This is a genomic window from Nonomuraea phyllanthi, from assembly GCF_006334985.2.
In the GTDB taxonomy this organism is placed as follows: Bacteria; Actinomycetota; Actinomycetes; order Streptosporangiales; family Streptosporangiaceae; genus Nonomuraea; species Nonomuraea phyllanthi.
Map to the genome: position 1 here is coordinate 1,065,688 of NZ_VDLX02000001.1, position 26,999 is coordinate 1,092,686.

Sequence of the window (26,999 nt, forward strand, 5' to 3'; positions counted from 1 at the left end):
GATGGTGGGGAAGCTGAGGGGCATGGCCGACGAATTCGCCTTCGATGGCCGTCGACGCGCCTGCGGGAGGCGCGCGATGGCGGGTCGCCGGTGACCGGCGATGGAGCGCGACCCGCTGGTGGTGGCCGCTCGGCGCGCCGGGGTGCGCGATCCCCGCCTGCTCGCCGTCATCGCCGCGACCCCACGCGAGCGGTACGTGCCCCCGCGCGCTGCCCCGAGTGCCCGGCTGGACGCGCCCATCCCGATCGGCCACGGCCAGCCCACCTCGCAGCCGTCCCTGATAGCGCAGATGATCGAGGCCCTGCGGCTGACGGGCACGGAGACGGTCCTGGAGATCGGCACCGGGTACGGCTACCAGACCGCCCTCCTCGCCGGCCTCGCCCGCCAGGTGTATTCGATGGAGCGCCACGCGGACCTGGCCGAGCACGCGCGCGCCAACCTCGCCGCCTCAGCGGTGGGCAACGTCGAGGTGCTGGTCGGCGACGGCACCGCGGGCCTGCCGGAGAAGGCCCCGTTCGAGGGGATCATCGTCTCGGCGGCGTCCGACGCGGTGCCCGCCCCGCTCGCCGCCCAACTGGCCGAGGACGGCCGTCTCGTCATGCCCATCCAGGAGGGCCTGGCCCCGGAGACCGTCATGCTGTTCGCCAAACGGCAGGAGCGGCTGGTCCGGGAGCGACTGCTGACCCCCGCCTGCTTCGTCCCGCTGATCGGCGACCATCTGGAGGGCCCGGACAGCTAAGTACGTGATCAGGAATGGTCTGGAAAAACGAACGCACCGAACGCTGCTTCGGCCTCCGGACGCTCAGGCTACATACAGCGACCGCCTGTGACGGGGCAAAGGTCCAGGGAGTACTCACGGTCGGCCAGGATCTGCCGTAGGGAAGCTTCCATGAGCGACCGTTGATAGTCAGTGCGGATGCGGCGGGCAAGGACCACGATGGTCACATCCGCAGCGCCCGCGAGCAGCAGCGCGGCGGCCGCGGACTGCGCGTGGCCGCCCTGGACCCAAGTGTCCTCAACCACGAGGATGTGCTCGCCGGCCACCGCTGCTGGATCATGCACGAGGAAGTGATCGGGCCGCGTCTCACGTCGGCGCGACTCTGAAATCCCGAGAACGGCTTCGAGCCCTACCGGCGCCCAGCAGCGGGGAAGGACCGCCGCCAGAGCGGCGAGGGGATGAGGACCCAGACGGCCCCTGAGCGAGGGAACCACAGTCATGCCCGTAACCGGCTTGCGCGCCCCCACGTCGAGACAAGGTGCGTGAGTACGGGCAAAGCCCAGAAGAAGAAGGAGTAACCGCTGGTATGAGGGATTGCGGAGCCGCTGGTTGTCCGGCATCGGATCCTTATAGCGGTACATGTCGCGGTCCGCCTGTGTGCCCACCACAGCGTAGGTCAAGGGAACAACTCGCCTTGCGACGCGTACATCGTCTCGGCGAGCGTCCCTCTCGCACCGAAAGCACCTCACGTATTGCGCGGGGACGGGCCCCGTGCACGTGTCACACGTGATGTTCGGTATTCGAAGAGGGTTACTCATGATCGCGCCCAACCGATCACGGATCATCTGCCGGAGCATCGGCGACGTTTCCGCCACTTGATCAGCCGATCCTCGAGAGGAAGCTTTCGAGCTGATTGGGCCGGTCCAACAGGCCGTCGACGATCGCCAGCGCTTCGCCAGCGTCTCGAGCCACATGCACATCTGGCTTGCCTGCCGCGACCTGCCCCCACTGGGTGCCGTTGACCACCGACCGCATCAAGATCACAGGGCGGCCGTGTTCGACCGCTTTCCGAGCCTGGATGCGAGTCCCGCTTCGCTCGCTGGCCTGGACGATGACCGTCGCCAGACTGTAGCCGGACATCGTGCCATTACGCTGTGGGAACGTCGTCTTGTCCGGGCCCTTGTCCGGCCAGAACTGGGAGAATACGGCGCCTTGCCCGGCAACCTCGCGGTGGAGATCACGGTTCTCCGGAGGGAAGTGTTTGCGGATCCCCGTGCCGATGACGGCCACTGTCCGGCCGCCCGCTCTGAGCGCGGCCTGGTGCGCTGCGGTGTCTACACCGGCGGCCAGACCCGAGACCACGGTGAGTCCGCGCTCCACAAGGCCCGTGGCCAACCCGGCCGCTATCGAGTGGCCTTCCGATGAGACCGCCCGCGAACCGACCACCGCAACGCCGTTGTCCTCCTCAAGCAGTGCCCCGCGGACGAACAGCAACGCGGGGCGGTCGAACACATCTCGCAAGCGGTGTGGGTAGCGGTCATCCCCGAGGACGACGACTTGAATGCCCTCCTGCTCCCAGGCGGCGATCTCCGCTTCCGCCTGCGCTATCGCTTCCTCTACAGGATCGGCAAACAGATCGACAGGAGCCAGTCGTTCACGCAGCAATGCCACTGCTGACGCCCCTTCGGTGAGACGCTGAACGACCTCCCGCTCCCCCTTCTCAGTAGGGGTACGGCGAAGCAATGCCACGATCGCGGCGCGTTCGTCGTCCCACCTGGCCATACCTACAGAGTAGTGTCCCGGCAACTCTCCCGTCATCCCGGACATCGAACATGTGTGCCGATTCCTTCAGGGAAGGTGTGCCTGCGCAGCCACCGATCAATCCGCACATGCTCAAGTCGCGCGTGCAAGCTGAGCCTCACCGTTCGGATGCCTCACCCGGCGACGATCCTGCTCGGATGGTCAAGGATGCGGCGTTGCGGCGGCCGGGCACGTGCGGGTCAGCGGGCGTCTCCCTGGAGGCCCTCAGCCACGTGCGGTGGGTGGTGCCGGCCAGGCGAAGCCGTACTGTGTGGACGGGTTTGAAACCAGACCAGCCTGTACGAACGGCCAGGCGGCGAACAACGGCGGTTACTCCTGGTTACTGCTGGTTACTGCTGGTTACTCCCACTCGATGGTGCCGGGGGGCTTGCTGGTGACGTCGACCACCACGCGGTTGACGTCGGGCACCTCGTTGGTGATGCGGGTCGAGATGCGCGACAGCACGTCGTACGGCACCCGCGCCCAGTCCGCCGTCATCGCGTCCTCCGACGTCACCGGCCGCAGCACCACCGGGTGCCCGTACGTGCGGCCGTCGCCCTGCACGCCCACCGAGCGGACGTCCGCCAGCAGCACCACCGGGCACTGCCAGATCTGCCGGTCGAGCCCGGCCCTGGACAGCTCTTCGCGGGCGATCGCGTCGGCCTCGCGCAGCAGGGCCAGGCGCTCGCGGGTGACCTCGCCGACGATGCGGATGCCGAGCCCCGGACCGGGGAACGGCTGGCGCCAGACCATGGCGGCGGGCAGCCCGAGCTCCTCGCCCGCCCGCCGGACCTCGTCCTTGAACAGCGCCCGCAGCGGCTCCACCAGCGTGAACTGCAGGTCTTCCGGGAGGCCGCCGACGTTGTGGTGGGACTTGATGTTGGCGGTGCCGGTGCCGCCGCCCGACTCGACCACGTCGGGGTAGAGGGTGCCCTGGACCAGGAAGTCGACGGGGCCGTCGGCCATGATGGCGCGCTGCTCGTCCTCGAAGACGCGAATGAACTCGCGGCCGATGATCTTCCGCTTCTCCTCGGGGTCGGAGACGCCCTCCAGGGCCTTGAGGAAGCGGTCGGAGGCGTCGACCACGCGCAGCTTCACGCCCGTGGCGGCCACGAAGTCGCGCTCCACCTGCTCGGCCTCGCCCTTGCGCAGCAGGCCGTGGTCGACGAAGACGCAGGTCAGCCGGTCGCCGATGGCGCGCTGGACGAGCGCGGCGGCGACCGCCGAGTCGACGCCGCCCGACAGCGCGCAGATGGCGCGGCCGTCGCCGACCTGGCGGCGCACGGCCTCGACGGAGTCTTCGACGATGTTGAGCATGGTCCACGACGGGCGGCAGCCGGCCGCGTCGAGGAAGTGCTTGAGGACGGCCTGGCCGTGCTCGGAGTGCAGCACCTCGGGGTGGAACTGCACGCCGTAGAGGCCCCGCCCGGGATGCTCGAAGGCGGCGACCGGCGTCTCGCCCGTCGAGGCGGTCACCGTGAAGCCCTCGGGGGCGGCGGCGACGCTGTCGCCGTGTGACATCCAGACCGTCTGGGCGGCCGGCAGGCCGGCGAAGATGACGCCCTCCTTGAGGACCTCCAGCGCCGTGCCGCCGTATTCGGCGACGCCCGTGCGCGCCACCTCGCCGCCCAGCGCCTGCGCCATGGCCTGGAAGCCGTAGCAGATGCCGAACGTGGGCACGCCCGTGTCGAACAGCCCGTGAGGCACCGGCGGCGCGCCCTCGGCGTAGACGGAGGAGGGGCCGCCGGACAGGATGATCGCCTTGGGGTTCTTCGCCATCATCTCCTCGACCGGCATCGTCGAGGGCACGATCTCGGAGTAGACGTGGCACTCGCGCACCCGCCTTGCGATGAGCTGCGCGTACTGTGCGCCGAAGTCGACCACCAGCACTGTGTCGAATTCAGACACCGTGAGAACCCCCCAAAGGCGAAATGCGGTAACCACAGTCTATCGGCCTCGTGCATTACACCTGGCCTGTGGACGGCACTCGTGCTAACACAGAACGATGGATCTTGCCTGGCCGGTGATCGCGTGGGCTCTGTGGGTCGCCGCGCTGGCCGCCGCCTTCAAGGTGTCCAGCCGCGAACGCCCTCGCGAGGCCTCCCGATACGACGCGCCCGTGCCCGTCGTCGAGCTGTTACGAGGCATGCGGACGCAGGAGGTGTTCCACGCGGCGCTGTTCGACCTGGCGGGACGCGGGTGGGTGACCGTCGAGGGCGACCGCCTCACCCTGGCCCCGCCCCGGCGGGAGCCGCTGCTGCCGTACGAGCGGTGGGTGCTCGACCGGGTGGCCGCCCGGCTGAGAGGCAGGCCGCAGGCGCCGGTGATGGCGCTCACGCCGGAGGGGACCGACCTGGACGGCGAGTTCGTCCCCCTCGTCCGGCAGACCGCGATCGACCTCGGCCTGGCGCGGCGGCGCTGGCCCAACATGATCGTGCCGCTGCTGCTCGCCGCGGCCCTCGTGGTCCCCTGGTACGTCACCATCGCGACGGCCGGGCTGTCGTGGCCGGGGATGATCGCGACCATGGTGTCGTTCGTGGCGGGGGTGAGCCTGCTCATGGCCGGGAGGGGGTTCCTGCTGACCGGGACCGGACGGGAGATCACCGGCCCCGACCGCGAGCCGGCGAACCCCCGGCAGGAATGGATCTACACCGGCAGCGGCTGGCACGGCGTCGAGATCGAGCCGCCCGGCTCACCGGCCCCGGGCTCCGAACGCCAGGAGGTCGCCGGGCACATCGTCAAGCGCTGGTCCGTCGCCGAGGTGGACACCGACGCGATGAGCAGCGGCCGCTCCTACTACGTGGCCCTCCACGACGGCAGCTCGGAGAAGGCCAGATCGTACGTGGTCAAGGAGACGCTCTACCACGACGTGCTGCCGGGCGACTTCGTCCGGCTGCTGGTCAAGCCGCGCACCGGGAAGGTGGTGCGGCTGCTGGCGCACGAGCGGCACTGGTAGCACCCGGGTCACCGGGACCGCCGCGCGGGCGTGCTCGCCACTCAGCGTTCGGCGATCACGATCATCCGCCGGCTGTCCATCGTGAGTGCCGCGCCGTCCGTGCCGACGGCGTGGACGGTCGTGAATCCGGCGGCGAGCATCCGGTCGCGCAGCTCGGGGAAGGTGAACATCCGCGCGAAGTACGGGACGTTCCGGGTCCTGCCGTCGCGGATGACCGTCCGGTCGACCACGTTCCTGCCGGTCAGCAGGTCGAGGTGGTGCCGGTCGATCAGCAGGTCTCCGTCTCGTTCGACCACCGTGGACGTCTGGTACGTACGGACGACGGCGGCGTAGTTGTTCAGGTCCATCGCGATCCTGCCGCCCGGTTTGAGCGCGGCGGCGGCCTGGGCGAGCACCCGCTGGTTGTCGGAGTCGCTGAAGTAGCCGAAGGCGGTGAACCAGCTGACGACGCGGTCGAAGCGGTCCGTCCACGGGAGCCGGCGCATATCGCCGTGGACGTAGTCGACCGTGACGCCGAGGGCGTCGGCGTCCTGGCGGGCCCGGTCCAGGAAGATCCGCGAGGAGTCCAGGCCGGTGACGCGGCAGCCGCGCCGCGCGAGCCGGTTGGCGATCCGCCCGTGGCCGCAGGCCAGGTCCAGGACCTCCATGCCGGGCCGCAGGTCGAGCAGCTGCCAGATCAGCTCGGTCTCGGCGTCACCGCGGGCGTCGAGGTGCTCGGCGAAGAAGTGGAGGTAGTCGTCGTCGAAGAGGCCTTCGGCGTCGAACGAGGGGACGGACTCCGGATCGGACATCGCACTCCGTTGCGCTTGGGCTCGGGCTCCGGTCTTGTCACTATCGTCCCGATATCCGAGCGGTCGCGCCAGCGCTCGCCGGCGGCGGGGGGTGAGGGCCGAAAGGGCCCCCGCCCCTGCCGCTCGCCGGCGACCGGGGGGTGAGGGCCGGAAGAGACCTCCGCGCCGCCACCCGCCGGCGACGTGTCGGTGCGCGCCTCAGAGGATGCGGTCGATCAGGCCGAGGGGCGGCGAGCCGAGGTCGAGCAGGGCCTTGTGGAAGCGCTGCAGGGTGAAGCCCGCGCCCCACTCCTCGCGCGCCCGCGCCCGCAGGTCGAGGATGAGCAGCTTGCCCCACGTGTAACGCCCGTACGTCGGGTCGAACGACGCCCGCCTGGCCTCCGACAGCGCCGCCGGCCCGGCCAGGTGCGTGTCCGACTCGAAGCGCCTGGCGCCGTCCTCGACCGTCATCTGCCCGGTGTGCACGCCGATGGCGCAGGCCAGCCGGGTGACGCGGATCAGCGCCTCCACCCACACGCCGATCTCGAACCGCGGGTCGTCCGCCTCGAACCCCTCCTCCACGCACAGTTCCTCGGCGTAGTGCGCCCAGCCCTCGACGAAGGACATCGACTGGAGCAGCCGCCGCACGTCCGACCCGGCCCGCCGCAGCGCGCGGGCGTGCGAGAAGTGGCCGGGCGCGACCTCGTGCACGTTGATGGCCGGCAGCGTCGTACGGCTGAAGACCTCCAGCCACTCCTCCTGGTCCTGCTCGGGCCAGGACGGGTCCGGCGGCGTGATGTGGTACCACGACGGGCCGTCCGGCTCGCCCGGCGAGTTCCACGCCATCATGGCCATCGCCCAGCGCCGCGACTCGGGCGCCGGTCCCACCAGGCACTCGCCGTCGTGGTAGGGGACGAGGTCCTTCTCGCGGGTGAACGCGATGGCCTTCTCCGTGCCGACCCGCGCCGCCTCGATCACGCCGCCGGCGTCGGGGTGGTCCTTGACCAGCTCGCGTACGACGTCCAGCGGCGCCCTGTCCTTCTCGCCCAGCTTGGCGCAGGACTCGGCGAGCAGCGCCATCAGCCGGTCGCGCTCGGCGTCGGCCCGCTCGGCCAGCCGGCCCAGGTCGACCGTCAGGCCCTCGGCCGTGCCCATGAGCCGGGCCAGCGCCTCACCGCCGAGCGCCGCGTCCGGGTCGCCCTCGGCCGCCGCTCGCTCGACGTGCCGGACCAGCCGGCCGTGGGCCTCCAGCGCGGCCTCGTCCGTGACGCCGGCGGCCAGCCCCTTGACCGCGCTCAGCAGGGACTGCGCGACCGGGGCGGGGACCTGGTCGAGCGCGTCGATCGCGTGGCGCACGGCGTCGGGCCAGAGCGCCAGGTGGGCCGCCTTGGCGGCGGCACGCTCCTCCTCGGGGGCGTAGTCGCGGTCGTAGCAGGCGAGGTCGAGGTTCGACAGGTGCAGCAGGGGGTTCTTGCGGTGCAGCTCCAGCTCGCCGAGCTGGGTGCGCAGGCTCTCCTCGAACACCTGTAGGTGCTCGGCGTCGTGCGCGTCCTCGGGCGCGGGACCCTGGCCAAGCCGTGTCAGCCCGGTCCGTACGCCCTCGGGTGAGAGGTCCTGGATCCGGCCGTCGTACTCGTGCCTGCCGCCGCCCTCGCGCGCCTCGGCCACGATCAGGTCGGTGATGGCTCGCAGCCTGGCGTCAAGTTCTGTCATGCGGCCGACGGTAGCGTACGGCTTATCGCGTGGTTTATTGGCGCGCGTACCAGGTGGGCGTGATGTGAGAATGATCCACATGGCTCTCACGATCACGACCCTGGCGGAACGCCCCGAATTCGCGGCGTCGTTGTTCGAGATGGACCATACGTGGCAGGAGTTCATGCTGCAGGATCCGATCGCGGACCTGTTCTATCCCCTCGCCACCACGACGCACGCCGGCCACGTGCTGGTGGCCGACGACGACGCCGAACCGGGGCGGCTGGTGGCGCGGGCCTGCATGACCCCGTTCCACTCGGAGGGCGCCGAGCTGCCCGACGACGGATGGGACGGCGTGATCAGGTCCGGCTGGCTCGCCCGCGAGCGCGGCACCCGGCCCGACGCCGTCTCGGCGCTCGAGATCACCGTCCGCCGCGACCTACAGGGGACGGGCCTGTCCGGGCGGATGCTGGCCGCCATGCGCGAGTGCGCCGCCCGGCTCGGGTACGGCGAGCTGGTGGCGCCGGTCCGGCCCACCATGAAGCACCTCGAACCGCACACCCCCATGGCCGAGTACGCCTTCAGGACCCGGGCCGACGGCCTGCCCCATGACGCCTGGTTACGGGTGCACGTGCGGGCGGGCGGGAAGATCGTCAAGGTGGCGCCCCGCTCGATGGTGGTGGCGGGCACGCCGGCGGAGTGGCGGCGGTGGACGGGCCTCCCGTTCGACCGCTCGGGGCCGGTGGAGGTGCCGGGCGCCCTCAGCCCGGTGCACTGCGACGTGGAGCAGGATCACGCGGTGTACGTCGAGCCGAACGTCTGGGTCAGCCACCCGCTGACCTGAGCGCGGGCGCCTTCGCCCACATCGCCACGCGCCCTACGGCGACCCACAGGGCCTCCCGTGGCCGTACGGCGACCGCAGCGCATCACGCGCCCGTACCGCGACCGCAGCGCATCACGCGCCCGTACCGCGACCGCAGCGCATCACGCGCCCGTACCGCGACCGCAGCGCATCACGCGCCCGTACGGCGACCGCGAAGCTCACGCAGCCGTGCGGCGCCGCAGCTCCCCCGTGTATTCCCCGGCATCGAGGCCTTTCCCGGCGGCCCACTCGTCGTCGTGATAGGTCGCCAGGTGCCGATCGGCGGCGTCTCCGAGCAGCGACACCACCGTGCCGCCCTCGCCCCTGGCCCGCATGCGCTCGACGAGCTCCAGCGCCGCCCAGAGCGCCGTGCCCGACGAGCCGCCCACCGGCAGCCCGGTGAGCTCCCTGATGCGCCTGGCCGCCGCCACGCTCGCCGCGTCGGGCACGGGGATGACCAGGTCGACCAGGTCGGGCTGGAAGCCGGGCTCGATGCGGGGTCTGCCGATGCCCTCGATCCGGGACGGCATCCCGGTCCCGTAGTCGGGCACGTCGAGGGTCCAGCCCGGGAAATATGCCGAATTATCGGGATCGGCCACCGCGACCCGGCACGGCAGGTCGTGGTCGCGGATCCACCGGCCGAGCGTGGCGGACGTCGCGCCCGTGCCCGCGCCCGTCACCACCCAGTCGGGCCGCACCTGCGCGAACAGCTCCTCGCCCAGGTCGTGCGTGGCCGCGCGCCCGAACTGGTCGAGGAAGTGGCCGGGGATCTCGCGGGCCGCGTCGTAGATCGCGAGGGGCGGCGTCACGAACCTGCACTCCCCGCCCAGCGCCTCCACCGCGCGGGCGCGCGCCTCGCTGCGCCTGCCCGGCATGACCACGGTGTACGGCAGCCCGAGCCGCCGCGCGAACCACGCCTGGGCCACGGCCGCGTTGCCGCCGGTCGCCTCCACCACGGTCGTGCCCTCGGTGACCAGCCCGTCGAGGATCGCCTGGCGGAACAGCGCCCTGGCGTGCCGGTGCCGCATACTGCCGGTCGGATGCGCGGACTCGTCCTTCAGCAGCAGCCGGATGCCGGGGGCCGGCACCGGGAAGTCGATCAGCGGGGTGGGCTCCCCCGCCGCCAGCACGTCGAGCGCCCGCGTGTTCCAACTCACCGTTCCACCTTGCCAGGCGCGCGCCCCGCCACCGCCCCCGTTCGCCACGAGCCGACCCCGCCCCGGGAGGCGGCGGCGTTCAGGCGGCGGACCGGCGCTCAGGTGAAGCCGGTACTCCCGCGCAGCGGTGCTCAGGTGAAGTCGGTGCGGACGCCGGCTACGTTCAGGTGAAGTCGGTGCGGACGCCGACTACGTTCAGGTGAGGTCCGTGCGGTCGCCCGGGGAGAGCAGGCGCAGCCGGTCGCCGAACCCGGCGAACGCCTCGGCCACCCTCTCGCGCCCCTCCGTGAAGTGCGCCCAGTGCTCGAAGTGCAGCGGCACCACGTACCTGGCCTGCAGAATCTCGGCCGCCGCGACCGCGTCCTCGCTGGTGAGCGTGAGGTTGCCGGACACCAGCGGCGTACGGGCCGCGCCCGCGAACAGCAGCGCCACGTCCACCGGCCCCACCCGGCCGGCGATCTCCCGCACCACATCCAGCGAGGCGTTGTCGCCGCTCACATAGACGGTCGGCAGCCCGTCGCCGCGCAGCACGAACCCGGTGACCTCGCCCACCAGGTGCTCGGTCCCGTCGGGGCCGTGCTGTGCGGGGACGCCGGTCACCTCCAGCCCGCCGCCCACCGTGACGGACGTCCAGTTGGGCAGGGCGCGCACCTGGCCGCCCAGCCGGGAGGCCGCCGACCCCGTGGACAGCACCAGCGGCACGGAGGCCAGGAAGTCGCGGCCCGCCCGGTCGAGGTTGTCCGGGTGCTGGTCGTGCGAGAGCAGCACGGCGTCCACGGGCCCGAGGGAGGCCGCCTCGACGGCGGGTCCGGCCGTCTTCGTGAGCGCTCTGTCGCCGATCGGGTAGTCGCCCGGAGCGTCGAACGTGGGGTCGGTCAGCAGGCGCACCCCGCCGATCTCCAGGACGGCCGTCGGTCCCCCGACGTAACGAATCTCCATGGTGTGAAATGACACCGCGCTATGACCCGTTATTCCTGACGAGCCCGTGGACGATCCGCCACATCGAGCGGTGGCAGAGCGCCCTGAAGTCGGGCTCGTCCATCCCGATGCGCCCGCTCAGGTACTGCTGGACGAGCCCCTGCGTGCTCGACGTGATCACCATGGCGACCTCCAGCGGGTCGTCGGCGCGCAGCCGTCCCGTGCTCATGCCCTCCTCCACGAGGGCCGTGACGACGCTGAAGGGCGGGCCCTGCCCGTCGCGGAAGTCCTCGGGGAAGCGCCGCGCCCCCGCCCAGGACTCCAGGACCAGGAACCGGTAGAGGTGCGGGTTGCCGAGCGCGAAGTCGAGGAAGTCGTCGAGCGCGGCCGAGGCCCGCTCCTCCCAGTCCCCCGAGGCGGCGCGCTCGGTCCACATCGTGGCCAGGTCGCTCGCGCTGCGGTCGGCGACGGCGCGCAGCAGGGCGTCCCTGTTCGGGTAGTGACGGTAGATGGCCATGGCCGTGATGCCCACGGCGTCGCCCACCCGGCGCATGCTGACCGCGCCGGCGCCCTCCTCCACGAGGATGCGCCGCGCGACGTCCACGATGCGCCCGGCCGTGCCACGATCGTTCATGTTTACAGCGTAGACGTCACGCTGAAGTCCTCCCGCGCCCGCAGGCTGTTTTTGCGGATGCGCGGCATAGGGCCAGAATCCTTGCATGGCAACGTTCGCTCAGCTTCGCCCCGGAGATCCACACCGGCTGGGGGGACTGGATCTCCTCGGCCGGCTCGGTGAGGGCGGTCAGGGCGTCGTCTACCTGGCCGTGGGCGACAACGACAACCGTGTGGCCGTCAAGTGGCTGCGGCCGGACCTGTCGGGCGACCAGGTGAGCGTGGAGAGGTTCCTGCGCGAGGTGCAGGTGGCCCAGCAGGTGGCGCCGTTCTGCACCGCGGCCGTGCTGGGCACCGGGATCGAGCAGGACCGGCCGTACATCATCAGCGAGTTCATCGAGGGCCCCTCGTTACACAAGGTCGTGCAGGATGACGGGCCGCGTACGGGCTCGGTCCTGCACCGGCTGGCCATCGGCACCGCGACCGCGCTGGCCGCCATCCACGAGGCCGGGATCGTGCACCGCGACTTCAAGCCGGCCAACGTGATCATCGGCGCCGACGGGCCCAGGGTGATCGACTTCGGGATCGCGCGGGCTCTGGACGCGACCTCGACGATCACCGGGATGGTCGTGGGCACTCCGGCGTACATGTCGCCCGAGCAGATCATGGGCCACACGGTCGGGCCGGCCGCCGACATGTTCTCGTGGGCCTGCACGATGGTCTTCGCCGCCTGCGGGCAGGCGCCCTTCGGGAGCGACACGATGCCGGCGGTGATCAACCGCGTCCTCAACCGGCATCCTGACCTGGGCATGCTCGACGAGCAGCTGCGCGAGGTGGTGGGCGCGTGCCTGGCCAAGGACCCGGCGCAGCGGCCGGCGGCCGAGCAGGTCATCATGCGGCTGCTGCGGCGCCCCACGAACGGCCCGGCGCCCACCGCGGGCCCCATGCCGGGCTCGGGTCCCATGGCAGGGGGTTTCGCGCCCCCCGCAGGGTCCATGCCGGGCCAGGTGTCCGGCGGAGGCCCGGCGTCCGGTCCAGGCCCCGCGTCCGGCGCAGGACCCGCGCCCGTCCCCTCCACCGGCGCGGGCGGCCCGTCCGGTCCCGGGACCGGCTTCCCGCAGCATTCGGGCATTCTCGCGCAGGCCGCCGCCGAGGCCTCCAACCCGCCTCCGCCCACGCCCACACCCACGCCCGCGCCGCCGTTCACCGCACCGTCCGGACCGCACTCCGCACCGCACTCCGCACCGCACTCCGCACCACAGTCCGGGCCGCACCCTGGACCGCACTCCGGCCCACAGTCCGGGGCGCCGTCGGGACACGGGTCGGGCCCGTACGGACCGTACACGGGCTTCCCGGCCGGACCGTCGGGACAGCCACCGCAGACGGGCTCGTCCCAACCCCCGTGGCAGCCCCCGTACGGGCCGACGCCGACGCCCGCCCACCCGGGCCGCCACGACCAGACGACGAGGAGCAGGACCAGAGCCCCGATCCTCGCCGGCGTCACGGTCGCGGTGGCGCTGCTCATCCTGGCCGGCGTGATCGTGTACATCCAGGTCGACAAGGCGTCGCTGGCCGGCCCCGTCCGCACTCCGTCCCCCGGCCCGTCCAGGTCCGGGACGAGCGCCAGCGCGTCCCCCAGCAGGCCGGCCAAGCCGCCGGCCGTGCCCACGACGGGCACCAAGATAAAGATCCCCGGCGCCTCGGGCATGTACCTGTACGAGGACCCGCGTGACGCGATCGTCATGACCTCCTACGAGGTCGACCCCAAGAACAAGGACCAGTGGACCGACTACGCCAGGAACTCGCTGCACGGCTCGTACACGAGATACTCCGGCAACTTCGAGTCCAAGGTCTCCCCCGACGGCCGCTACCTCGCGTCCAGGGGCAAGAGCTACAGCTCCGACGACTACGACTTCATCGTCATCTCCGACAGGCAGACGGGCGACCGTACGACGATCAAGACCGTCAAGGAGCCGCTGATCACGCCCATCAGGGCCTGGTCCAAGGACGGCGGCAAGATCCTGCTCAACGTCGAGAAAGAGAGCGGCGACGACTGGATCTACCTCGGATTCATGCTGGTCGACATGGCCACCAAGAAGGCGACCAGGGTGAACGTCTCCGACCCTGCCGTGCGGACGACGTCCTTCGGCTTCGACGGCGACGACGGGGGCACGGTGAACGTCTACGGCGACGAGAAGAACCGCGGCCTGCGCTTCTTCGACGCCGACGGCAGGGCCACGCGCTCCCACCCCGGCATCGGCACGCTCTCCGCCGGCACGCAGGACATCTTCTCGCCCTCGGGCAAGGCGTTCGTCACCAACTGTCCCAACGGCGGCGACGGTGACCACTGCATCTGGGACGCCGGCTCGGGCGAGCGGCTGCGCAAGTTCTCCTCCGACTGCGACAAGGTCCTCGGCTTCTACGACGAGAGCCACCTCTACTGCTGGGAGCAGGACAACGGCGTGAACGACGAGATCCAGGTCGTCGACTTCGCCGGAAAGCTGGTGCGCAAGCTGGTGGAGGTGCCGGAGAAGATCGACTTCAGCCCGACCTTCACCGTCAATCCCAGCCAGGGCTCCTGAACCATCCGGGCGGCGAGCCCGTCATGAGGGCATGAAGACGCTGATCCGTACGGCCGCTGCCGCCGCGGCCCTCGCGACAGTCACGACCGCCTGCACGGCGGGCACCCCGTCACCGGAACCCAGGCCGACCCGGCTCGGCGCGGTCCGCCTGGTGGCCTACACCAGCTGCGACGACCTGCTGTCCGGGCTGCGCGAGCACGCGGCCAGGAGCGTCACCCCGTACGGCCTCCAGAACGGGATGCCCGTCGCAGCCCTCGCCAAGGAGGCCCGCACCACCGCGAAGGCCGACACCTCCGAGCACTCCACGACGAACGTGCACGAGGCCGGCGTGGACGAGCCCGACGTGGTCAAGACCGACGGCGACCGGGTCATCACCGTCAAGGACGGCGTCCTTCGCGTCATCGACACCGCCACCCAGAAGGTCACCGGCTCGCTCCGGCTGACGAACGGCGACGGCGTGCGCGGCGTGCCCGCCGACCTGCTGCTCTCGGGCGATCGGGCGCTGGTGCTGATGCGCGGCGGCGACATCATGTACAAGGCGGTGGATTTCGTACGGCCCGGCGAGACGAAGTACGTGCTCGTCGATCTCTCCGGCGCGCCGAAGGTGCTGAGCACGATCAAGCCGCAGGGCTCGTACGTGGACGCCAGGATGGTCGGCTCCACGGTCAAGCTCGTCACGCGCAGCCAGCCGGACATCGCGTTCCCCGAGTACGAGCAGGACGTCTCGGAGTCCGAGCGCCTCAAGGCCAACCAGGAGACGGTACGGCGGGCCCCGGCCGAAGCCTGGCTCCCCAAGATCGAGATCACCGACGCGGCCGGGACGATCAGGCGCGAATCCGTGACGTGCGAGCGGGTCAGCCACCCCGCCGACTACAGCGGCACCTCGCTGCTCACCGTGCACACCATCGACCTCGCGCGGGGCGTCACCGCCTCCGGCACCGACCCGATCACCCTGGCGGCCGACGGCGACACCGTGTACGGCACCGGCACCAGCCTGTACGTCGCCGGCACCCCGCACCGGTGGATGCCGTTGCCGCCGCCGCCGCGCCCGCTGGACGACACCCCGGCGACCCGCCCGCGGCCCCTGCCGTCGCAAGGCGTCGCCCCCGCCGAGGAGCCCACCCCCACGCAACCCCAGCCCACGCCCATCGAACCCACGTCCGCGCAGTCCACCTCCACGGAGCCCCCGCCCACCGAACCCACACCCACCGAGCCGAGCCCGTCGCCCACGGTGCCGCCGGAGGAGACGGAGATCCACCGGTTCGACCTCTCCTCCCCAGGCGCCCCCTCCTACGTCGCCTCGACCAAGGTCCCCGGACGCCTGCTCAACCAGTACTCCCTCTCCGAGTACGACGGCCACCTCCGCATCGCCACGACCCTCAACTCCCCCGACGGCCGCACCAGCTCCAGCACCGTGTACGTCCTCGACGCGACCACCATGGCCAGGACCGGCGAGGTGGGCGGCCTCGGGAAGGGCGAGCGCATCTACTCGGTGCGCTTCATCGGCCCGGTCGGCTACTGCGTGACGTTCAAGCAGGTGGACCCGCTCTACACGCTCGACCTGCGCGACCCGGCCGCGCCCAAGGTGACGGGCGAACTCAAGATCACCGGCTACTCGGCGTACCTGCATCCGGCCGGCGAGGGCCGGCTGATCGGCATCGGGCAGGAGGCCAGCGAGAAGGGCAGGACGCTGGGCACGCAGGTGTCGCTGTTCGACGTCGGCGACCCGGCCGCCCCGCGCAGGCTCTCCCAGCTGTTCCAGAAGGACTCGGGCTCGGCGGCCGAGTGGGACCCGCACGCGTTCCTCTACTGGCCGAAGACCGGCCTGGCGGTGGTCCCGCTGACCGCCCAGAACGAGTCGGGCGCGCTCGTGCTGAAGATCGACGACTCCGGCATCACCAGGCGCGGCCTGATCCAGCACTCCGGCGACCCGTCCGGCATCCAGCGGGCGATGGTCATCGGCGACGCGCTCTGGACGCTCTCGTACGAGGGCATCCAGGTCAACGACGCCGCCACGCTGGCGGAGCGGTCCTGGATCCCGCTCCGATGAGGTTCGGAACTCAGGAGTGCTCCGGCACGACGGGGACGATCTCCGGCGCGCCGAGCCTGATCGCGTCGGCCTCCTGGTCGGAGTCCTGCTCCTGCGAGCGCCGCTCGGCCTCCACGCGCTTGGCGTAGTACTCGACCTCCCGCTTCACCTGCTCGCCGTCCCAGTCGAGCGGCTCGGCCATCAGCTCCGCCGCCTCCTGCGCCACGGCCAGGCCGCGGTGGAACGTCTCGATGGAGATGCGGGTGCGCCGGGTGAGCACGTCGTTCAGGTGCCTGGCGCCCTCGTGGGTGGCGGCGTAGACGATCTCGGCGCGCAGGTAGTCGTCGGCCCCCGACAGCGGCCTGCCCAGCGCCGGGTCGCGCTCGATCAGCCGCAGCACCTCGTCGATCATCGATCCGTAGCGTTGCAGCAGGTGCTCGATCCTGGCGACGTGCAGCCCGGAGGTCTGGGCCAGCCGGTGCCTGGAGTTCCACAGCGCCTGGTAGCCCTCCGCGCCGGCCAGCGGGATGCGGTCGGTGCAGGAGCGCGGCACCCGCTGGTCGAGCCCGTGCGCCACCGCGTCGACCGCGTCCCTGGCCATGACGCGGTACGTCGTGTACTTCCCGCCGGCGATCATCACCAGCCCCGGCACCGGGTGGGCCACCACGTGCTCCCTGGACAGCTTGGACGTGTCGTCGGACTCGCCGAACAGCAGCGGCCGCAGCCCCGCGTAGACGCCCTCGACGTCGTCGTGGGTCAGGGGCACGGACAGCACGGCGTTCACGTGGTCGAGGAGGTAGTCGATGTCGGCACGGGAGGCGGCCGGGTGGACCTTGTCGAGCGTCCAGTCGGTGTCGGTGGTGCCGATGATCCAGTGGCGTCCCCAGGGGATCACGAAGAGCACCGACTTCTCCGTGCGCAGGATGATGCCGGTCAGCGAGTGGATCCGATCCCTGGGCACGACGAGGTGGATGCCCTTGGAGGCGCGTACGTGGATCTGGCCGCGCCCGCCGACGAGCTGCTGGATGTCGTCGGTCCAGACGCCGGTCGCGTTCACCACCTGCTGGGCGCGCACCTCCAGCTCGTCGCCGCACTCCAGGTCGCGCACGCGTACGCCGGTGACCCGCTCGCCCTCCCGGAGGAACCCCACCACCTGGGCCCGCGGCGCGATGTGGGCGCCGTAGGTGGCGGCGGTGCGCAGCAGGGTCATCACGTAGCGGGCGTCGTCGACCTGCGCGTCCCAGTACTGGACGGCGCCGGTGAAAGCGCTCTTCTTCAGCGCGGGGGCCAGCCGCAGCGCCCGTGACCTGGACAGGTGCCGGTGGCCGGGCACGCCGCGGGCGATCCCGGTCGCGAAGCCGAGCGTGTCGTAGAGCGCCACGCCCGCTCCGACGTACGGACGCTCCCACGCGTAGTGGGTGAGCGGGAAGATGAACGGCACCGGCCTGACCAGGTGCGGCGCGATGCGCTGCAGCAGCAGCGCGCGCTCCTGCAGGGCCTCGCGCACCAGCTCGAAGTTGAGCTGCTCCAGGTAGCGCAGGCCGCCGTGGATGAGCTTGGAGGAGCGGGACGAGGTGCCGGAGGCGAAGTCTCTCGCCTCGACCAGCGCCACGTCGAGGCCACGGGTCGCGGCGTCGAGCGCGATGCCCGCGCCCACGATGCCGCCGCCGACCACGACCACGTCGAAGTCCTGCGCGGCCATCCGCTCCAACGCCTCGGACCGCTCGGCCGGCCCGAGCCGGGCCACGCACCTTCCCGACGTCATATCTCCCCCAGGTACGGCTTTGTCGCCTGTGCTCCATACCTACCCGCGGGGCCCTCGCCCTGTAACGCCACCCCCGGCGCGTCAGGCGCGGATGACCTTCACCCCGGCGTCGGTGAGCTGCCCGGCCAGCGCGTCGGAGAGGCGGGCGTCGGTGACCAACGTGTCGACCTGCTCGATGGGACAGATCCGGGAGAACGCCCGTTTCCCGATCTTGGAGGAGTCGGTCACCACCACGACCTGCGCGGCCCGGCTGATCAGCAGGTGGTTGACGCTGGCCTCGCCCTCGTGGTGCGCCGACGCCCCGACCTCGACGTCCAGGCCGTCCACCCCGAGGAACGCCACGTCAAGCGTGACCTGCTCCAGCACCCCGGTCGCCAGCGGCCCGATGAGCTCGTACGACTGCTGCCGCGCCACCCCGCCCGTGACCACGATCTTGACGTGCTGGCGGACGGTCAGCTCGGCCGCGATGTTGAGCGCGTTGGTGACGATCGTGAACCCGCTCTCCAGCGCCGGCGCGGTGGCGAGCGTGCGCGCCAGCTCCGACGTGGTGGTGCCGCCGTTGAGCCCCACCACGGCCCCCGGGGAGACCAGCTCGGCCGCCGCGTTGGCGATGCGGTGCTTCTCGTCGGCGTGCCTGGCCGTCTTGTAGCGCAGCGGCAGGTCGTAGCTCACGCTCTGCGCGACCGCCCCGCCCCGCGTGCGCATGAGCATCTGCTGCTGGGCGAGCTGGTCGAAGTCCCGCCGGATCGTCGCGGTGGAGACGTCGAGCGCCCGGGCCGCCTCCTCCACCGACAGCCGGCCCTCCTGGGCGAGCAGCTCGAGGATGGCGTTCCAGCGGTCGTAGCGGGACACGGGGCCTCCAAGGCGACGGGGACAAGGGCAAGCGTGGCACAAGGCAGGGGTGACGGCCACCGGTGTCCATTACTGCGCTTTCCTGGTATAAAAGCAGCAGAAACGAACATAGGAGGCAAGTGGTGACCACCCACACCGAGGCCGAGATCGCGTCCCAGCCGTCGTGCTGGCGCCGCGCCGTCGCGAGCGTTCCCGCCGACGCGTTGCCGCGCCGTGGTGAGCGGGTGGCCGTCGTCGGCTGCGGCACGTCGTGGTTCATCGCGATGGCGTACGCCGCGCTGCGCGAGCGGGCCGGGCACGGCGAGACCGACGCCTTCGCCGCCTCCGAGGCCCCGATCGGGCGCCCGTACGACCGCGTGCTCGCCCTGACGCGCTCCGGCACCACGACCGAGGTGCTGGAGCTGCTGGCCAGGACGGACACGAGGACCACCGCCATCACCGCCGACCCGGACACGCCGATCATGACGGCCGCCGGCGAGGTGATCGTGCTCGACTACGCCGACGAGCGCTCGGTCGTCCAGACCAGGTTCGCGACCACGCAGCTGGCGCTGCTGCGCGCCAGCCTCGGCGAGGACCTCACGCGGGCGATCGAGGACGCCGAGCAGGCCCTCGCCGCGCCGCTGCCGGACGAGCTGGTCAAGGCCGAGCAGTTCACGTTCCTCGGCACCGGCTGGTCGGTCGGCCTGGCGCAGGAGGCCGCGCTGAAGATGCGCGAGGCGTCCCGTTCGTGGACGGAGGCGTACCCGGCGATGGAGTACCGGCACGGCCCGATCAGCATCGCCGCGCCCGGCCGCGTCACCTGGATGCTCGGGGCCGCGCCCGAGGGCCTGCGCGCGCAGGTCGAGGAGACCGGCGGCACGTTCTTCGAGACGGGGCTCGACCCCATGGCCGAGCTGATCCGCGCCCAGAGGGTGGCCGTCGCCCGGGCGTTCGCCCAAGGGCTGAACCCCGACGAGCCCATGCACCTCACGCGATCTGTGATCCTTTCTTCATGAGCCTTACTCTTGCCGACGCCAGGATCGTGACCCCCGAGGGAGTTCACGAGGGGTGGCTGACCATCGAAGACGGCCGCATCACGCACATCGGCCGTGGATCCGCCCCCGGCCAGGGCCTGAGCATGGGCGGGCGGCACGTCATCCCGGGGTTCGTGGACATCCACAACCACGGCGGCGCGGGCGGCTCGTTCCCGACCGGCGAGCAGGACAAGGCGCGCGCGGCCGTCGAGCTGCACCGCCGCCACGGCACCACCACCACGATGGCCAGTCTTGTCACCGACTCGCTCGACGGCCTAGCGAGGGCCGCGTCGGCGCTGGCCGAGCTCTGCGACGAGGGGCTGCTGGCCGGCATCCACTTCGAGGGCCCCTACATCGCCAAGGCGCGCTGCGGCGCGCACGACCCGACGCTGCTGCGCGAGCCGTCCCCGCGCGAGCTGGCGGAGCTGCTCAAGGCGGGGCGCGGGCACGTCCGCATGGTCACCATCGCGGCCGAGCTGCCCGGCGGGCTCGACACGATCCGCATGGCCGCCGCCGAGGGCGTGATCGCCGCGCTCGGCCACAGCGACGCCGACTACGACACGGCGCTGCAGGGCATCGAGGCGGGCGCGAGCGTGGCCACGCACCTCTACAACGCCATGCCGCCGCTCGGCCACCGCGCTCCCGGGCCGGTGGCGGCGCTGCTCGACGACGAGCGGGTGACGGTCGAGCTGATCAACGACGGCGTCCACGTGCACCCGGCCATGCTGCGCCTGGCGTACGAGGTGGCCGGGCCCGGCAGGACGGCCCTAATCACGGACGCGATGTCCGCAACCGGGCTCGGCGACGGCGATTACGTACTCGGCCCCATGCGGGTGCGGGTCGACGGCGGCGTGGCCAGGCTGGTCGAGGGCGGCTCGATCGCGGGGTCCACGCTGACCATGGACGTCGCGTTCCGGCGCAGCGTCCAGGAGGTGGGCATGTCGCTGCCCGACGCGGTCCAGGTGGCCTCGCTCACGCCCGCGCGGGTGCTGGGGCTGGCCGACCGCATCGGCTCGATCGCCGTCGGCAAGGCGGCCGACCTGGTGGTGCTCTCCGAGTCTCTGGAGGTGGCCGGGGTGATGAAGGACGGCGTCTGGGTCACGGAGCCCTGATGATCCTCACGGTGACGCTCAACGCCGCTCTCGACGTGACGTACCAGGTGCCCGGTGTCGACTGGGACGGAGTCAACCGGGTCAGCGAGGTGCACAGGCGGGCGGGCGGCAAGGGCGTCAACGTGGCACGCGTGCTGGCCGCGCTCGGCCGGGAGGTGCTGGTGACCGGGCTGGCGGGCGGCCCGACCGGGCGCGCGATCGAGCGCGACCTGCGTGCGGCGGGCCTGCCCAGCGCGCTGTGCGCCATCGCCGCCGACTCGCGCGCCACGCTGGCCGTGTCGGAACGTGCGCGGACCGCGCTGTTCAACGAGCCCGGCCCCGAGGTCACCACGGACGAGCTGCGAAATTTCATGACAACGTATGAGGCCCTGCTGGCGACCGCGCAGGCGGTCGTCATCTCCGGCAGCCTTCCCCGCGGCGTGCCGCCCTCCACCTACGCCAGACTCGCGGCGATCGCGGCCGAACGGGGCGTGCCCGCCATCGTCGACGCCGACGGCGAGCCGCTGCGCCACGCCCCCGAGGGCCGCCCCTCCGTGGTCAAGCCCAACGCCGAGGAGCTGGCCAGGGCCGTTCCCGGCGGCACCCCCGCCGAAGGGGCCGAGGAGCTGCGCGGCCGGGGCGCCGAGGCGGTCGTGGTGTCCATGGGCGCCGACGGGCTGCTGGCGGTCACCGGGGAAGGGACGTTCACCGCGCGCATGCCGTACACCGTACGGGGCAACCCGACGGGGGCGGGCGACTCGCTGGTCGCCGGCCTGGCGCTGGGCCTGGTCGAGTCCGCGCCGTGGCCCGACACCCTCAGGCGGGCCGCGGCGCTGGGGGCCGCCGCCGTGGCCGCGCCCGTCGCCGGAGACTTCGACCCCGCCGTGTACGCCGACATCCACCCCAAGATCGTCATCACGTAAGGAGCCAGCCATGCCCCTCGCCCCCATCGGCGACATCGTCAGCCAGTCACCCGCGGGGGTGGGCGCGTTCAACGTGATCCAGCTCGAACACGCCACCGCCATCACCGCGGGCGCCGAGGCCCTCGGCCTGCCGGTCGTGCTGCAGATCAGCGAGAACTGCGTGCGCTACCACGGCGCGCTGGAGCCGATCGCGCTGGCCGCCCTGGCGGTGGCCAGGCGGGCCGAGGTGCCGGTCGCGGTCCACCTCGACCACGCCACCGACCGCGCGCTCGTGGAGGAGGCGGTGGGGCTGGGGCTGGGCTCGGTGATGTACGACGCGTCGGCGCTGCCCGACGAGGAGAACGTCCGCGCGACCGCCGAGGTCGCGGCCTGGTGCCACGAGCGCGGCGTGTGGGTGGAGGCCGAGCTGGGCGAGGTCGGCGGCAAGGACGGCGTGCACGCCCCCGGCGCCCGCACCAAGCCGCACGAGGCCGTCGACTACGTGACGAGGACGGGCGTCGACGCGCTGGCCGTGGCCGTGGGCACCTCCCACGCCATGGTCACCAAGGACGCCGTGCTGGACCTGGAGCTCATCACCGCGCTGCGCGCCGCGGTGCCGGTGCCGCTGGTGCTGCACGGCTCCTCGGGGGTGCCGGACGACGTGCTGCGCGAGGCCGTGCGCAACGGCATGAAGAAGATCAACATCGCGACCCACCTGAACAAGGCGTTCACCGGCGCCGTACGCGACTACCTGGCTCACGACGAGCGCGTCGTCGACTCCCGCAAATACCTCAAGGCCGGGCGCGACGCGGTGGCCAGGGAGGTCAGCCACCTGCTGGGCGTGCTCGCGGGCTGATCCGGGCGGGTCGCCCGCGGCCCGTCAGGGGCCGAGCTCCTTGCGCATCAGCACCGCGGAGCGGCCCTCGACCCCTTGGCGGCCGGTCTCGACGTAGCCGAGCGACTCGTACAGGGCGATGTTGGAGGCCATCCTGACGTTCGTGTAGAGGCGCAGCGCGGCCATCCCCAGCCGGCGCGCCTCCTCCTCCGCGTACGCCAGCAGCGCGCGCCCGAGGCCCGCGCCCTGGCGGTCGGGGCGCACGGCGACGTTCTCCACCAGCAGGACGCCGTCCTCGGGGACGAGCACGACCAGCCCGTCGAGCCCGTCGGTGACGTGCACCAGCCCCGCGTCGATGAGCGCGGCGTAGTCGGCCTCCATCGGCAGCGGGCGCATGCCGATGACCTCGATCCACGGCGAGTAGGCGTCGTGCACCAGCCGTTCCACGGCGGCCCGTTCGGCGGCCTCTGCCCGTCTCATGCGCCCAATGTTGCCAGCACCCGCTCGACCTGGCGGCGGAAGGTGCCCGGCGGATTGCGCGGGTGCTCGTGCGACAGCAGGAACAGCCAGACCAGCGCGTGCACCTTGCGGCACTCCCGCAGCCGCCGCTCCTCCGGCGGGCTCAGCTCGAACCGGTGCGCGACCTCCACCTCGCCGTCCACCCACATCGACACGTGCTCGGCCAGCTCCGCCAGCTCGAACGCCAGGTCGCTGCGCCCCGAGTCCTCGTAGTCGACGATGCGCACGCGTACGCCGTCCCACAGGAAGTTGGCCAGGTTGCCGTCACCGGCCCCGAACACGGGCGTGACCCCCTGCTCGCCCGGCGACCAGCTCTCCAGCCACCGCAGGCCCTCCTTCACCGCCCGGTCCGCCAGCGGCTCGCGCGGCCGCCAGCCCGCGCCGCGCCGCCGCACCCAGTCGGCGATCGCGTCGAGCTGCCACGGGCGCTGCGGCACGGTCCGGAGCACGGTGGGCGGCACCGCCGTGTGCAGCTCGGTGAGCGCCTCGACCAGCGGCGCGACGTGCACCGTCCTCGCGAACAGCCCGCGCAGCGGCACCCCGTCGATCCGGGACATCGTCACCACGCCGTCCTCGTAGCCGATCGGCTCGGGGGCCAGGCCCGGCGCGTACTCCGCCAGCAGGTTGAGCGCGCGCCACTCGCGCTCGGCCGCGCCGGGCTTGCTGTCCATGTAGCGCTTGATGACGACGTCACCGGCGAAGGCCAGCTCGTGCGTGTGGCGAAGGTCGGCCATGCCCGCATGCTAGGCCACCTGCGCCGATCCCTGCCCGGATCAGGTGCGGGCAGGGGTCATTGCCGCCGTCAGCGCTGGATCGGGGCCACCACGACCTCGACGCGCTGGAACTCCTTGATGTCGGAGTAGCCGGTGGAGGCCATGGTGCGCTTGAGCGCGCCCATCAGGTTCATCGAGCCGTCGGCCACGCTCGACGGGCCATGCAGGATCTGCTCCAGCGTGCCGACCGTGCCGAACTCGACCCGCCGCCCGCGCGGCAGGTCGGGGTGGTGCGCCTCCGAGCCCCAGTGGAACCCGTGGCCGGGCGCCTCGGACGCCCTGGCGAGCGGCGAGCCCACCATCACGGCGTCGGCCCCGCAGGCGATGGCCTTGGCGATGTCGCCGGAGGTGCCCATGCCGCCGTCGGCGATGACGTGCACGTAACGGCCGCCCGACTCGTCCATGTAGTCGCGCCGCGCCGCCGCCACGTCGGAGATCGCGGTGGCCATCGGCACGGCCACGCCCAGCACGTTGCGCGTGGTGTGGGAGGCGCCGCCGCCGAAGCCCACCAGCACGCCCGCCGCGCCCGTGCGCATCAGGTGCAGGGCCGCGGTGTGCGTGGCGCAGCCGCCCACGATGACCGGCACGTCGAGCTCGTAGATGAACTGCTTGAGGTTGAGCGGCTCGGCCCGCCCCGAGACGTGCTCGGCCGACACGGTGGTGCCGCGGATGACGAAGATGTCGACGCCCGCGTCGATCACGGCCTTGTGGTACTGGACCGTGCGCTGCGGCGACAGCCGCACGGCGGTGGTCACGCCGGAGGCCCGGATCTCCTCGATCCGCCGGCCGATCAGCTCCTCCTGGATGGGGGCCGCGTAGATCTCCTGGAGCCGCCTGGTGGCCGCCGCCGCGTCGAGCGTGGCGCACTCCTCCAGCAGCGGCGACGGGTCTTCGTAGCGCGTCCAGAGCCCTTCGAGGTCGAGCGGCGCGAGGCCGCCGAGGCGGCCGATCTCGATGGCGGTGGCCGGCGAGACCACGCTGTCCATGGGGGCGACGACCACCGGCAGCTCGAAGCGGTAGGCGTCGATCTGCCAGGCGATCGAGACCTCCTCCGGGTCCCGGGTGCGCCGCGAGGGAACCAGGCCGATCTCGTCGAGTGAGTACGCCCGGCGCCCGGCCTTGCCCCGGCCGATCTCCACCTGCTGAGTCATGAACTTACCTTCTGTGATAGTTCGGAGCTTCCACGGTCATCTGGATGTCGTGGGGGTGGCTCTCCTTGAGGCCCGCCGCCGTGATCGGCATGAGCTCGCAGTCGGTGTGCATCTGCTCGATCGTGCGGCAGCCGGCGTACCACATGCCCTGGCGCAGGCCGCCGATCAGCTGGTGCGCGACGGCCGCGACCGGGCCGCGGTAGGGCACCTGACCCTCGATGCCCTCGGGGATGTACTTGTCCTCGCCGCCGACGTCGGCCTGGGCGTAGCGGTCCTTGCTGAACGAGGTGCCGCCGCGCTCGCGGTTGCGCACGGCCCCCAACGACCCCATGCCGCGGTACGACTTGAACTGCTTGCCGTTGATGAAGATCAGCTCACCGGGCGACTCCTCGCACCCGGCGAGCAGCGAGCCCAGCATGACCGTGTCGGCGCCGGCCGCGATGGCCTTGACGATGTCGCCGGAGTACTGGAGGCCGCCGTCGCCGATGACCGGCACGCCCGCGGGCGCGCACGCCTTGGACGCCTCGTAGATGGCCGTGACCTGCGGCGCGCCCACCCCGGCCACCACGCGCGTGGTGCAGATCGAGCCGGGCCCGACCCCCACCTTGACCGCGTCGGCGCCCGCGTCGACCAGCAGCTGGGCGCCCGCCCTCGTCGCGATGTTGCCCGCGATGACCTCGACCTTGCTGTTGGCCTTGACCTTGCCGATCATGTCGGCCAGGCCCTTGGAGTGGCCGTGGGCCACGTCGATGACGACCACGTCGACCCCGGCCTCGATCAGCGCCTTGGCCCGCACCTCCGCGTCGCCGCCCACGCCGACGGCCGCCCCCACGATCAACCGGCCGTCGGCGTCCTTGGTGGACAGGGGGTACTGCTCGCTCTTGGTGAAGTCCTTGACCGTGATCAGGCCGCGCAGCCTGCCGTCGGCGTCGACCAGGGGGAGCTTCTCGATCTTGTTGTGCCGGAGCAGGGTGAACGCCTCGTCGCGCGACACTCCTACCGGGGCGGTGACGAGCGGCATCTTGCTCATGACCTCGCGGACGGGGCGCGACTGGTCCGTCTCGAAGCGCATATCCCGATTTGTCACGATCCCGACCAGCGTGCCGGACACGTCCGTGACGGGCACTCCCGAGATCCGGTACGTCGCGCAGAGCCGCTCCACGTCGGCCAGCGTGTCGTCGGGGCTGCACGTGACGGGGTTGGTCACCATGCCGGCCTCGGACCGCTTGACCAGGTCGACCTGCTGGGCCTGCTCCTCGACCGACAGGTTGCGGTGCAGGATGCCGATGCCGCCCTGGCGGGCCATGGCGACCGCCATGCGGGCCTCGGTCACGGTGTCCATGGCCGCGGAGACCAGCGGGATGGACAGCGTGATGTTGCGGGACAGGCGGGACCTGGTGTCGGCCTCGCCCGGTTGCAGGTCTGAATAGCCTGGCACCAGCAGCACGTCGTCAAAGGTCAGACCCATCTCGGTGAACTTGGACATGCTGCGGCCCCCTCCTGCCGTTGCTCTGATTGAGCCAAGTCTAGGGCCTGCCTCCAAACGACGCCCCAGCGCCCGCACCCTGCCGTTTTCGCGCCGCGCCGAGGGATGTTCCGCGCCGCGTGGTGGGACGCTCCGCGCCCCGTTCTCGGACGTTCCGCACTGGGGGCCGGGACGCTTCCGCGCCGCGGGCCGTGGTCGTCAGGAGGGTCATGCCGGGGGCACGATGACCCCCACGGCCCGTCGTACCCCCGGCATGCGAAGTGCCGGGGGATGGACGGTCGGTGATCCGTCTCATCCCCCGGCCACCGGCATCCGGGCGGGGCGGCGCTGCACGCCACCGAACCCCCCTCCGCGTCCTGATGGCCGGGCCGCCTCAGCCCTCGCGGGATGCCGACGCTAGGTAAAGCTTGCGTTACGCAACGGAACAACGCAATGTGAAAACGTGCAATTGCACGAAGTTGCACCTTCGCGCCGGCCAGTCCAGGCAACAACCGGACACGGGCGTAATGCGGGGTT

At 71.7% G+C, this 26,999-nt stretch carries 23 protein-coding genes; 9 read left to right on the plus strand and 14 right to left on the minus strand.

What is annotated here, in order from left to right; genetic code table 11:
* Positions 1-100 precede the first annotated feature (100 nt).
* The gene (locus FH608_RS04980) at positions 101-739 is read left to right on the plus strand and encodes a protein-L-isoaspartate(D-aspartate) O-methyltransferase (protein WP_139628687.1); all 639 of its coding nucleotides are present in this window, start codon (positions 101-103) and stop codon (positions 737-739) included.
* Between the two features lie 68 nt (positions 740-807).
* Here the strand turns inward: FH608_RS04980 and FH608_RS04985 are convergent, their stop codons facing one another.
* From FH608_RS04985 to guaA, 3 genes are all read right to left on the minus strand, one after another.
* The gene (locus tag FH608_RS04985; protein ID WP_139628689.1) at positions 808-1,398 is read right to left on the minus strand and encodes a hypothetical protein; all 591 of its coding nucleotides are present in this window, start codon (positions 1,396-1,398) and stop codon (positions 808-810) included.
* A gap of 199 nt (positions 1,399-1,597) precedes the next feature.
* Positions 1,598-2,500, minus strand: coding sequence for a DNA-processing protein DprA (locus tag FH608_RS04990; protein WP_193318228.1), 903 nt, complete (start codon positions 2,498-2,500; stop codon positions 1,598-1,600).
* A 378-nt stretch (positions 2,501-2,878) separates the two neighbouring features.
* A complete protein-coding gene (guaA, locus tag FH608_RS04995; RefSeq protein ID WP_139628692.1) occupies positions 2,879-4,426 on the minus strand; it encodes a glutamine-hydrolyzing GMP synthase in 1,548 nt (515 codons plus the stop codon).
* 97 nt (positions 4,427-4,523) lie between these two features.
* Between guaA and FH608_RS05000 the strand changes: the two genes are divergently transcribed.
* Positions 4,524-5,474 carry a DUF2207 domain-containing protein gene (locus tag FH608_RS05000; protein WP_139628695.1) on the plus strand — a complete coding sequence of 317 codons (951 nt, stop codon included), beginning with the start codon at positions 4,524-4,526 and terminating at the stop codon, positions 5,472-5,474.
* A gap of 41 nt (positions 5,475-5,515) precedes the next feature.
* On the opposite strand, the gene FH608_RS05005 is transcribed toward FH608_RS05000, so the two are convergent.
* Both FH608_RS05005 and FH608_RS05010 read right to left on the minus strand, forming a co-directional pair.
* Positions 5,516-6,265, minus strand: coding sequence for an SAM-dependent methyltransferase (locus FH608_RS05005; protein ID WP_139628697.1), 750 nt, complete (start codon positions 6,263-6,265; stop codon positions 5,516-5,518).
* Positions 6,266-6,463: 198 nt separating this feature from the next.
* On the minus strand, positions 6,464-7,957 hold the full coding sequence (locus FH608_RS05010; RefSeq protein WP_139628700.1) for a DUF885 family protein: 1,494 nt from the start codon (positions 7,955-7,957) through the stop codon (positions 6,464-6,466).
* A gap of 79 nt (positions 7,958-8,036) precedes the next feature.
* Here FH608_RS05010 and FH608_RS05015 point away from each other — a divergent pair, with 79 nt between their 5' ends.
* Complete coding sequence (locus tag FH608_RS05015; protein ID WP_226898974.1) at positions 8,037-8,780, plus strand: N-acetyltransferase; 744 nt, start codon at positions 8,037-8,039, stop codon at positions 8,778-8,780.
* Positions 8,781-8,977: 197 nt separating this feature from the next.
* Here the strand turns inward: FH608_RS05015 and FH608_RS05020 are convergent, their stop codons facing one another.
* The 3 genes from FH608_RS05020 to FH608_RS05030 form a co-directional block, all read right to left on the minus strand.
* Positions 8,978-9,955, minus strand: a complete 978-nt coding sequence (locus FH608_RS05020) for a PLP-dependent cysteine synthase family protein (protein ID WP_139628704.1) — start codon at positions 9,953-9,955, stop codon at positions 8,978-8,980.
* Between the two features lie 195 nt (positions 9,956-10,150).
* On the minus strand, positions 10,151-10,894 hold the full coding sequence (locus FH608_RS05025; RefSeq protein WP_139628706.1) for an MBL fold metallo-hydrolase: 744 nt from the start codon (positions 10,892-10,894) through the stop codon (positions 10,151-10,153).
* A gap of 19 nt (positions 10,895-10,913) precedes the next feature.
* The gene (locus FH608_RS05030; protein WP_139628708.1) at positions 10,914-11,507 is read right to left on the minus strand and encodes a TetR/AcrR family transcriptional regulator; all 594 of its coding nucleotides are present in this window, start codon (positions 11,505-11,507) and stop codon (positions 10,914-10,916) included.
* 85 nt (positions 11,508-11,592) lie between these two features.
* Between FH608_RS05030 and FH608_RS05035 the strand changes: the two genes are divergently transcribed.
* Both FH608_RS05035 and FH608_RS05040 read left to right on the plus strand, forming a co-directional pair.
* On the plus strand, positions 11,593-14,067 hold the full coding sequence (locus FH608_RS05035) for a serine/threonine-protein kinase (protein ID WP_139628710.1): 2,475 nt from the start codon (positions 11,593-11,595) through the stop codon (positions 14,065-14,067).
* Between the two features lie 31 nt (positions 14,068-14,098).
* Positions 14,099-16,117 (plus strand): beta-propeller domain-containing protein, encoded by a 2,019-nt coding sequence (locus tag FH608_RS05040; RefSeq protein WP_193318229.1) that lies wholly within the window; start codon positions 14,099-14,101, stop codon positions 16,115-16,117.
* 10 nt (positions 16,118-16,127) lie between these two features.
* On the opposite strand, the gene FH608_RS05045 is transcribed toward FH608_RS05040, so the two are convergent.
* Together FH608_RS05045 and FH608_RS05050 are read right to left on the minus strand one after the other, a co-directional pair.
* Positions 16,128-17,861, minus strand: coding sequence for a glycerol-3-phosphate dehydrogenase/oxidase (locus FH608_RS05045; RefSeq protein ID WP_139628712.1), 1,734 nt, complete (start codon positions 17,859-17,861; stop codon positions 16,128-16,130).
* A gap of 81 nt (positions 17,862-17,942) precedes the next feature.
* A complete protein-coding gene (locus FH608_RS05050; protein ID WP_139628714.1) occupies positions 17,943-18,713 on the minus strand; it encodes a DeoR/GlpR family DNA-binding transcription regulator in 771 nt (256 codons plus the stop codon).
* Between the two features lie 122 nt (positions 18,714-18,835).
* On the opposite strand from FH608_RS05050, the gene FH608_RS05055 reads away from it, so the two are divergent.
* From FH608_RS05055 to FH608_RS05070, 4 genes are read left to right on the plus strand one after another with little or no spacing between them, the layout of a single operon-like run.
* Positions 18,836-19,708: an SIS domain-containing protein gene (locus FH608_RS05055; RefSeq protein ID WP_139628717.1), complete on the plus strand. Its 873-nt coding sequence runs from the start codon at positions 18,836-18,838 to the stop codon at positions 19,706-19,708.
* Positions 19,705-20,838: an N-acetylglucosamine-6-phosphate deacetylase gene (gene nagA, locus FH608_RS05060; protein ID WP_139628719.1), complete on the plus strand. Its 1,134-nt coding sequence runs from the start codon at positions 19,705-19,707 to the stop codon at positions 20,836-20,838. The genes FH608_RS05055 and nagA overlap by 4 nt, the downstream gene beginning before the upstream one ends.
* On the plus strand, positions 20,838-21,740 hold the full coding sequence (locus FH608_RS05065; RefSeq protein ID WP_139628721.1) for a 1-phosphofructokinase family hexose kinase: 903 nt from the start codon (positions 20,838-20,840) through the stop codon (positions 21,738-21,740). Before nagA ends, FH608_RS05065 begins: the two co-directional genes overlap by 1 nt.
* Positions 21,741-21,750: 10 nt before the next feature.
* Positions 21,751-22,575, plus strand: a complete 825-nt coding sequence (locus tag FH608_RS05070) for a class II fructose-bisphosphate aldolase (protein WP_139628723.1) — start codon at positions 21,751-21,753, stop codon at positions 22,573-22,575.
* A 24-nt stretch (positions 22,576-22,599) separates the two neighbouring features.
* On the opposite strand, the gene FH608_RS05075 is transcribed toward FH608_RS05070, so the two are convergent.
* The 4 genes from FH608_RS05075 to guaB all read right to left on the minus strand — a co-directional run bounded on the left by FH608_RS05075 (position 22,600) and on the right by guaB (position 26,483).
* A complete protein-coding gene (locus tag FH608_RS05075) occupies positions 22,600-23,034 on the minus strand; it encodes a GNAT family N-acetyltransferase (RefSeq protein WP_139628725.1) in 435 nt (144 codons plus the stop codon).
* Entirely contained in the window at positions 23,031-23,807 is a 777-nt protein-coding gene (locus tag FH608_RS05080; RefSeq protein ID WP_139628727.1) for a phosphotransferase family protein, read from the minus strand. Before FH608_RS05080 ends, FH608_RS05075 begins: the two co-directional genes overlap by 4 nt.
* A 68-nt stretch (positions 23,808-23,875) precedes the next feature.
* Entirely contained in the window at positions 23,876-24,997 is a 1,122-nt protein-coding gene (locus tag FH608_RS05085; protein ID WP_193318230.1) for a GuaB3 family IMP dehydrogenase-related protein, read from the minus strand.
* A gap of 4 nt (positions 24,998-25,001) precedes the next feature.
* Positions 25,002-26,483: an IMP dehydrogenase gene (gene guaB / locus FH608_RS05090; RefSeq protein WP_139628728.1), complete on the minus strand. Its 1,482-nt coding sequence runs from the start codon at positions 26,481-26,483 to the stop codon at positions 25,002-25,004.
* Positions 26,484-26,999: the final 516 nt, after the last annotated feature.